8 protein-coding genes are annotated in these 8,486 nt (G+C 70.3%); 4 read left to right on the forward strand and 4 right to left on the reverse strand.

Going from position 1 to position 8,486, the window contains the following annotated elements; translation table 11 throughout:
* Positions 1-84: 84 nt before the first annotated feature.
* Both ABZ260_RS40275 and ABZ260_RS40280 read right to left on the reverse strand, forming a co-directional pair.
* Positions 85-519, reverse strand: coding sequence for an ATP-binding protein (locus ABZ260_RS40275; RefSeq protein WP_355628144.1), 435 nt, complete (start codon positions 517-519; stop codon positions 85-87).
* 119 nt (positions 520-638) lie between these two features.
* On the reverse strand, positions 639-1,415 hold the full coding sequence (locus ABZ260_RS40280) for a SigB/SigF/SigG family RNA polymerase sigma factor (protein WP_355628146.1): 777 nt from the start codon (positions 1,413-1,415) through the stop codon (positions 639-641).
* Between the two features lie 193 nt (positions 1,416-1,608).
* Here ABZ260_RS40280 and ABZ260_RS40285 point away from each other — a divergent pair, with 193 nt between their 5' ends.
* A complete protein-coding gene (locus ABZ260_RS40285) occupies positions 1,609-1,980 on the forward strand; it encodes an STAS domain-containing protein (RefSeq protein ID WP_350930133.1) in 372 nt (123 codons plus the stop codon).
* A gap of 117 nt (positions 1,981-2,097) precedes the next feature.
* Here the strand turns inward: ABZ260_RS40285 and ABZ260_RS40290 are convergent, their stop codons facing one another.
* Positions 2,098-3,156, reverse strand: coding sequence for an enoyl-CoA hydratase/isomerase family protein (locus tag ABZ260_RS40290; RefSeq protein ID WP_355628149.1), 1,059 nt, complete (start codon positions 3,154-3,156; stop codon positions 2,098-2,100).
* A gap of 115 nt (positions 3,157-3,271) precedes the next feature.
* Complete coding sequence (locus ABZ260_RS40295) at positions 3,272-3,988, reverse strand: GAF and ANTAR domain-containing protein (protein ID WP_355628151.1); 717 nt, start codon at positions 3,986-3,988, stop codon at positions 3,272-3,274.
* Between the two features lie 125 nt (positions 3,989-4,113).
* Here ABZ260_RS40295 and ABZ260_RS40300 point away from each other — a divergent pair, with 125 nt between their 5' ends.
* The 3 genes from ABZ260_RS40300 (at position 4,114) to ABZ260_RS40310 (ending at position 8,442) form a co-directional block, all read left to right on the forward strand.
* On the forward strand, positions 4,114-5,973 hold the full coding sequence (locus ABZ260_RS40300; RefSeq protein WP_355628154.1) for a SpoIIE family protein phosphatase: 1,860 nt from the start codon (positions 4,114-4,116) through the stop codon (positions 5,971-5,973).
* Between the two features lie 234 nt (positions 5,974-6,207).
* Positions 6,208-7,161, forward strand: a complete 954-nt coding sequence (locus ABZ260_RS40305; RefSeq protein WP_355568541.1) for a sensor histidine kinase — start codon at positions 6,208-6,210, stop codon at positions 7,159-7,161.
* Positions 7,162-7,287: 126 nt separating this feature from the next.
* The gene (locus tag ABZ260_RS40310) at positions 7,288-8,442 is read left to right on the forward strand and encodes a glycosyltransferase (protein ID WP_355628157.1); all 1,155 of its coding nucleotides are present in this window, start codon (positions 7,288-7,290) and stop codon (positions 8,440-8,442) included.
* Positions 8,443-8,486 lie beyond the last annotated feature (44 nt).

The raw sequence follows: 8,486 nt of genomic DNA on the forward strand, positions 1-8,486 counted from the left end.
CGCCCGCCTGGATCGCCGGGCCGTCCTTGCTGCCGTCCACCACGGTGTAACCGACCTCCAGCACGAGGCTGTCCACGCGGATGATCACGTAGCTCCCGCGGCCCCGGTCTCGAACTTGATGTCGGAGCTGACCATCCGGGCCACCCACAGGCCCATGCCGCTGGTCGCGTGCGGCCCCGGGGGCGTCTCCCCCGGGGAGGGCCCGGGGTCCCACTGACCCTCGTCGTGGATCTCCACGACGAGGGTCCGGCCGACGGTCCACATCCGCAGCATGGCCTTGGCACTGGTGTGGCCGTGGGTGACCGCGTTGGTGGCCACCTCGTTCAGCGCCACCAGAAAATCGGCGAGTCCGTCCTGTGACATGCCGCTCCGCACGGCCTGGGCGGCGGCGAAGTCGCGCACGTCGGGAAGATCTGGAAGGCAGAAGGCGAGTTCGGCCACCGCGGTCCCCGCGGGAGAAATCCTGGAACGGGCGCCACTCGCCGTGAAGCGAGCCGGACGAACACCGTCCTCGTTCACCCGAGATCCGCCTCCCCTGTCCCGGTCCGCTGTCGTCCTCAGCATCCGGGATTCGTTCAAAGGCACCTTACGCCACGTCCGTTGTCGCCAACTGAGGTGCCCGGTAACAGACTGTGTATTCAGCATTCGGCGACAAGTTCCGCACGGAGCTGGTCGAGCACCTTTCGCAGAATACGGGAGACGTGCATCTGGGAGATCCCGAATTCCGCGGCGATCTCGGCCTGGGTCATGTTTCCGAAGAAGCGCAGCAGCAGGATGTTCTTCTCACGCGTCGGCAGCTTGTCGATCAACGGCTTGATCGCCTCGCGGTCCACGAGGGTGCCCAGCGCGTCGTCCTCCTCGGGGATGACGTCGCCAAGCGCCGCCGCGTCGTCGTCGGCGCCGAGGGGGGCGTCCAGCGAGAGCGCGCTGTAGGCGGCGGAGGCGTCGAGGGTGAGCAGCACGTCCTCTTCGGAGATGTGCATCTTCACAGCCAGCTCGGCGACCGTGGGGGCACGGCCGAACTCCTGGCTGAGGTCGGCTACCAGGCGGTTCAGCTCGGCCCTGCGCTCCTGGTAGACGCGGGGGACGCGAATGGCCCAGGTGCGGTCGCGGAAGTGGCGCTTGACCTCACCGGTCATGGTGACCACGGCGTAGCCGCGGAAGGGGTGCCCGAGGGTCGGGTCGAAGCCGTTGATGGCCTTCATCAGCCCCACGTACGCGGCCTGCAGAAGATCCTCCATCGGCTCGCCGCGGTAACGGTAGCGGCGGGCGATCTCCATGGCGAGGTGGCGGTGCATCTCGACGATGCGCTCGCGCAGGCGCTCGGCTCGGTGGTCGGAGACCTCGGGCAGGGACATCTCGTCGAGGAGATCCTCAGCGGTCATGTCGGTGATGTCGAGTGCCTGAACAGACATTGCTGCTCCCTGGTATTACTGTCGGGCGAGCCGACCACGGAGCAACATCCGGGCAGACGGCATCGCCTCGACTGATTTTCGAGGCGAGGCCCTCTGCTGGACCTCTGGTTCCACCATTCCCCTGAATCCTGGAGTATTACTCGCCCGCAGGTAACAGTAAGGTTGCTAATCGAATGGTGCGAGGAGGCTCTGAGTGACGGTGTCGGAGAACGGCGAGAGATCTGCAGCCCTGACTCTCACGTCGGCGCTCGTCAGTGGGATCAACGTGATCCGGGTGACGGGCCTGCTGGACGCGACGACACGGGACCAGTTCGCCGACTACCTGGCGGCACAGACGAGCGAGCACGGCCTGGACATGGCACTGGATCTGGGCGGCGTGACCTTCATGGACTCGCGGGCGTTGGGGCTGATCGTCCATCACTGGCAGGTCAGCACCACCGCCGGCGCCAAGTTCGCGCTCATCGGAGTGGAGTACGCCAAGACCAAAGTGATGTGGATCACCGGTCTGGCCCAGCGGCTGCCCCTCTACGACACGATCGACGACGCGATCACCGCCTTCGGCTGAGGCGTTTTCTGTGGGTCCCTACGCCTACCGCGGCCGCCCGGCGGCGGCGCCCATGGCTCCGTCATGAGCCTCTCCTCCGCCTCGCGGGGCATCCGGCTGGCCGGGCGACCCGTCTGATCACCCCGACGGCATCACCTCGTCGACCAGCCCCCACGACAGGGCGGTCGCCGCGTCGATGGGCTCACCGGTCATGGCGAGGTAGAGGGTGCGCCAGCGGCCGACACGCCGGGGGATGCTGACCGTGCCGCCCGCGCCGGGGATCAGCCCCATGCCGATTTCCGGCAGGCGGAAGGTGGCCCCGGGGTCGGCGATCACGGTTCCGGCGAAGGCGGGCAACTCGATCCCGGCTCCGACGCAGCTACCGTGCACACGCACCTCGACCCGGTCCGCGAGCTCGTGAAAGAGCCTTCCCGCGCCGCCGCGGGTGCGCACCAGATGCGCGGTGGTGAGATCAGGAGTGGTGCCGAACTCGTCGAGATCGCCCCCGGAGCAGAAGGACGGCCCGGCACCGTCGATCACCACCCGGGTAACGGTGTCGTCGAGCACCGCGAGGCGCATGGCTTCGACCAGGGCGTCACGGACCTCCCGTCCGTAGGCGTTCCGCCGCTCCGGCCTGTTCAACGTGATCAGCAGGCGGTCGTCGGCCCGGTCGATCAGCACCGGTGGTGCCACCGCCACGGGCACCGGCCGGCGGCGGCGGCCATCAAGCCAGCGGCGGAACTCGGGGCCGCCGAGCAGGGTCGAGTAGGCCAGGGATTCGACGTCCAGCGCGGTGCTGACCTCCAGTGCCTCCGTCATCCTAAGGACGGCGCCGAAGACGACAGAGGTCTGCGGATTGCGCAGCGCCGCGCTGTGCACGGCCGTGAGCCGCTCCTCGGGGTCGGGAACGGCGACGCACTCGCGTCCGGTCGGCCCGGCCGTCCCGACAAGGGTCAGATCCAGCGCCTGCGTCAACCTCACCGCCTGCGCGGGCAACGGCTTCCCGGCGATCCCGATCAGCAGCCGGTCGCAGGCGCGTGCCCGCGTCAGCGCCCGGTCCAGCGTCGCCGCGTCGGCGCCGCCGTCCAGTTCCACCCCCACGATCGGCTCGCACACCCCTTTGGACATGTCGAGCAACGGGCCGTCGGCGGCGCCGTCCGCCAGTTCGGCGACAGAGACACGCAGCAGGTCAGCCACCCGCTCCCCCACTCCGTCGATGGATCATCGGCTTCCCTTTTCTCTGTCCCGTGGGCACCAGGCCCGATCACCACTACGGCTCACCGCCCTCGACACGGGGCCGGTGGACGCCCGCTCAGCCGGTTTTCTCGCCCTGGTTGCGCTGGTGCTCGTCGACCAGCAGCCTGGCCAGGTCCGCGACCTTCACCTGGTGGTGCTGGGAGATACGGCGCAGCTCGTCGAAGGCGGCCTCGGCCGAGCAGCCGCTGGACTTCATGATGATGCCCTTGGCCTGGTCGATGATCGCCCGGCCCGCCAGGGCCTCCTGCATCTGGGCGGCGTCGGTACGGACCTCGTCGTAGTCCCACAGATTGGCGAGCGCCACCCCTGCCTGCTCGGCGAGCATGTCGGCCAGCGGTGGGACGTTCCTGGCGGCGAAGACGCCGGGACGCACGCCGTACAGGCCGAGAACCAGGACGGCGTGCTCGATGGTGATCGGCATCAGCAGCACCGAGCGGACGCCGCAGCGGACCGCCATACCGACGTACGCCGGCCAGCGGGACTCACGCAGGACGTCCTGGACGACCACGTGGCGTCCGGTGGCGCGGGCCTCGGTCGAAGGCCCCTCACCGAGCTCCTCCTCGCCGTCGAGGAGCACGATGAGCTCGCTGTGAGAGGCTGAGACGACCATGCGTTCCTGGCGCCAGAGTTCGGCGGACCCGCCCGCGCAACCGGGCACACCGCCTGCGAGGGTGGCCGTGAGCCCGCGTAGCACGCTCTCGCTCGACGTTTCCTCGCTGACCCTGCCGAGGACCGCCAGATCCCGGGCCAGAACGGGAGTGACCATGTCCATCTCGCGACTCCCCTCCCTGTGTCACTAACTTAACCACTATCCGACCACGGATCGATTCGACCTATCGGGGTGGCGTACCGTCTACGACGGGACCAGCCCACTCCGGCCCCTGACGAGGACGAGCATTGACCGACGCCATTGGCCTTCAGAGCCTGGAGCAGGCGCTGAGCGCGCTGAGCGCCAGGGTCTCCTCCCTGCGCGAGGCGAGGTCCGCCTATCCCGCCGACCCCCGGTCCACACTTGACGCGGCGCTGGCGGAGCTCGACACCGCCCGCGAGCTGCTGGAGACCTCCGTGCGCGAGCTGCGCAAGGCGCCCAGGCGGTCGGGCCAGCGGGAGAGCGGATCACAGCGGGAGCTCAAGCTACTGCGGCAGGTTTTCCGCACCTTCCCCGTCCCGGTGGTGGTGCTGGACGCCTCGGGTGTGGTCCGGCGGATCAGCGCCGAGACCTCCCGGATGCTCGGCAGCCCGGCGGGGTATCTGATCGGCCGCTCGTTCCCGCTGTTCGTCGACGTCTCCCGTCGGGCGGCGTTCCGCTCGCACCTGACGGCGGTCCAGCAGGGCGGTCAGACCGCGACGTTCCAGACGCGGCTGGCCCACCAGGGCCGCGCGCACACGGTGCAGCTGGCCATCACCCGGCTGACGATGCCGGGCGAGCCGCAGGAGATGGTCGCGGTCATGATCCTGCCGCTGGAGGCGCAGGTGGCGGGGCCGCCCCACGGCCCCGCCGACCGGTCGGACGCCACCCTGGTCATGGCCGCGGCACGCCGGCAGGAACTGCTGGCCAGGATGACCCGCCTGTTGCTCGACGAGGAGAGCCTGCGCCAGCCGGTGACCGTCACCAGGGCCGCGCGGCTGCTGGCCTCGGAGTCGGCCGACTGGGTGATCGCCGACGTGATCCGCGACGGCGTCCCCGCCCGCGCCTGCGTGCTCGGCCCGAGCGACAAGCCGGTGACCCAGCTGGTCCGCCTCGCCGAACAGCTGAACCCGCTGACCGCACCGGCCATCGCGCACGTGCTGACCGGCGGCTCGGGCGTGGTGCACGAGATGCTGGAGGACGAGGGGCTGCTCGGCGACGTCCCCGGCGGGCCGCCCCTGCTGCGGGTGATGGGTGCCGCCTCGGTGCTGATCGTGCCGATCGGCGGTGAGGACGACGTACTGGGCTCCCTGACCCTGGTGCGCCTGCGCGACCGTGAGCCGTTCTCGCTGGCCGATCTGGGGTTGATGGAGGAGATCGGCGTCCATCTGGGGCTCGCACTGCGCGCCCGGCGCAGCTTCCAGACCCGCTCGCGGGCCGCCGACGCGCTGCGCACCAGCGTGGTGCCCCGGAGCCTGCCGGACATCCCCGGATTCGAGGCCGCCGCCATCTACAACGCGGGCTCCAGCCCGGTCGGCGCCGAGTTCTACGACGTCTTCCGCACACGTGACGGGTGGGGTTTCGCCCTCGGGGGCGCCGCGGGCAAGGGCGAGGAGGCCGCGTCGGTCAGCGCCATGGTCCGCAACGGACTGCGCGTGCTCAGCGTCTGGGAATCCGACCCCGGTGAGGTGATGCGCAAGCTGAACCAGGCCCTGACCGCCCAGCACAACGGCATGTTCGTGATGGCCGTGACCGGCTTCATCCGGGCGCGCAAGATCAGGCTGGCCAGCGCGGGACACCACCCCGCCGCGCTGCTGCAGCCCGACGGCGGGGTGCGGTTCACCGCGGGGGGCGGCGTGCCGCTGGGCATCGCCGCTGAGGCCGAGATGTTCACCGAGGAGCTCACGCCGGCCTCCGGCCAGACCCTGGTCTTCTACTCCGACGGCCTGGTCGCCTCGCAGAACGAGCTTGGTGAGTCCTACGGCGAGACCAGGCTGGCCGACGTGCTGGCACGCTGCGTGACGCGCTCTCCCGCCGAGATCGTCAAGACGGTGGAGGAGGACCGGCACGCGTTCTCCGGCGGGAGAGTTTGGGATGAGATCGTGATACTCGCCCTGCGTGTCGTATAACTTGGCTAACTCGGCGTGGCCTGCCGGTCTCACCGAGCGACGAGGGACCGCACCCGGCGGCGCCCGTGTCCGGCCAGGTGGGCGGAGAATGAGATCATTTCAGGGTCGGCCCCCTGCCGGTTGGAACGGGCCGGCTCCGGGACCGAGCGGCTCCCCCTCGACGCGCCGGCCCCCCGCCGGTTGGAGCGGGCCCGACGGGCGCCCCCGCCGCTCCCGCGACCACGACGATCTTCCATGACCTCCATCCACCAGGCCGCGGTCTACGGCTCCGACCGGCGTTTCCTGGAGATCGCGCTGCCGTTCGTCCGGGACGGGCTGGCCAAGGGCGATCCGGTGATGGTCACGACCACCTCGGCCAATCTGGAGTTGCTGGCGGTTGCCCTGGGCAGGGAGGGCCGCCTGGTCGACTACGCGGAGAGCGCGTTCCTGGGGCGCCGGACCGTGGAGCGCGCCACGGCCTTCCACCGCTACTGGCAGCGGCGCGGGCCCGAGGCCCCGCGCGGGGGTCACGTGCGGATCCTCGCCGAGCCGGTGTGGGCCGGCCGGGCGCCCGCCGACGTGCGGGCCTGGCAGCGCATGGAGTCGGGCCTGAACCTGCTGCTGAAAGGCACCAACGTCTGGATGATCTGCCCGTACGACACCAGGACCGCGGGTCAGGCGGTGGTCGCCGCCGCGAGGCGCACCCATCCCACCCTCTCCGAGGACGGCGTCTCGATGGTGTCCTGCCCCGAGTACACCGATCCGGTGGGTTTCATCGGCGAGTGCGACTCCGTCCCGCCTCTCGAACCGCAGGAAGGCTCGGCCGGCGCGCACGTGGAGACGCTCCATGCCCTGCGGGCGTTCGTCACCGGCCAGGCCTCCTTCATGGGACTGAGCCACGACCGCGCGACCCTGCTCTCGGTCGCCGCCCACGAGGTGGCCACCCTGCTGGAGCCGCCCGTGACGGTACGGCTGTGGGAGCGGCTGGGCGCGATCACCTGCCATGTCGACCGCCGGGGCAGGCGCGTCACCGACCCGGTCGCCGGTTTCCTCCCACCGGGACCGGCGCCGGAACCGGGGGACGGGCTGTGGATCGCCCGGCACCTGTGCGACCGCCTCGACATCCACAACGACCGGGATGGATGTGTGATCCAGTTGCACGTCCCGAGCGCCAGGGCCGAGGAGTCACGGCAGAGCAGGAGGTATTGAACCCCGCGGGTTTGGCTCCGACTGAGATCGGGGTATGGTTAGGGCAATGCAGACGTGTGCCTAAGACGCAGGCACCCCTGAAGGAATAACAGGCTTTCCATGCCTATCTCCTCCCAGAGGTGTGCCGTGAACATTGCATTCGTCTCCTCCGAGGCTCTCTCCTCCACCCAGGACGAGTCCGATCTCGCCTCCCAGCGCGCTCACCTGATGGCCGTTGCCCGTGAACTCGGCCGGGAACACAAGGTCACCATCTACGCCCGGAGAAACTCCGACCTTGACAAGCCCAAAGTTCGCGTGTCGCAGGGCGTCACGCTTGAGCACCTGACCGCCGGGCCCGCGCAGGATCTTCCGGAAGACGGCGTCCTTCCCTACCTTTCCGACCTCGGCGACCAGCTGATGCACCGCTGGGGGCAGGACCGCCCCGACGTCATCCACGCGCACTCCTGGACCGGCGGGCTGGCCGCCATCGCCGGCGCGAACGGCCTGAACGTGCCGTTCACCCAGACGTTCAGCAGCGAGCACCCCCGCGACGCCAAGCGGGTGCGGCTACAGCGGGCCATCGGGCGCCGGGCCAGCGCGGTGATCGCCGGGTGCGGCGACGAGGAGAGCTCGCTGATCCGGCTGGGCGTGCCGCGCCGCAGCATCTCGGTCATCCCGTGCGGTGTCGACGTCGAGCGGTTCCGCCGTCAGGGTCCGGCCTCCGCCCGCGGTACCCGCCCCCGCCTGCTGCACGTCGGGCCGCTCACCGCGGAGAAGGGCGTGCACACCGCGCTCCGCGCCCTGGAGGGCATCCCCGACGCCGAGCTGATCATCGCCGGTGGCCCGGCGGTCACGGACCTGGAGCACGACGCCGACGCGCACCGCATGATGCTGCTGGCCAAGGAGATCGGCGTCGACGATCGGATCACCGTTCTCGGGCACATCCCGCACTCCGCGGTCGCCAAGCTGATGCGCAGCGCCGACGTGGTCGTCTCCCTGCCCCAGGAGGCTCCGGCCGGCGTCGTCGTGCTGGAGGCCATGGCCTGCGGCGTGCCCGTCATCGCCTCGGCGGTGGGCGCCCACCTCGACTCCGTGGTGGACGGGGTGACCGGCCTGCTGGTGCCCGCCGACCGTCCCGCGCAGACCTCCCGCCTGACCCGCGAACTCCTCGCCGACCCGACCCGCCGCACCGCGCTCGGCTTCGCCGGCGCCGACCGCGCCCGATCCCGCTACTCGTGGGAGCGGATCAGCCAGGAACTCGTCCACGTCTACGAGGTCGCCCTCTCCGGTTCCCTCCGCTGACCGCGCCCACCGCGACGGCCGGGCGCCGTCGGCCATGCGTCACA

This window comes from Streptosporangium sp. NPDC006013, from assembly GCF_040614275.1.
Lineage (GTDB): Bacteria > Actinomycetota > Actinomycetes > Streptosporangiales > Streptosporangiaceae > Streptosporangium.

What these genes read in the sequence shown, in the direction of transcription:
- ABZ260_RS40280 (WP_355628146.1), bottom strand. Translation starts at nt 1,415, where the DNA reads ATGTCTGTTCAGGCACTCGACATCACCGACATGACCGCTGAGGATCTC.
- ABZ260_RS40295 (WP_355628151.1), bottom strand. Translation starts at nt 3,988, where the DNA reads ATGGACATGGTCACTCCCGTTCTGGCCCGGGATCTGGCGGTCCTCGGC.
- ABZ260_RS40305 (WP_355568541.1), top strand. Translation starts at nt 6,208, where the DNA reads ATGACCTCCATCCACCAGGCCGCGGTCTACGGCTCCGACCGGCGTTTC.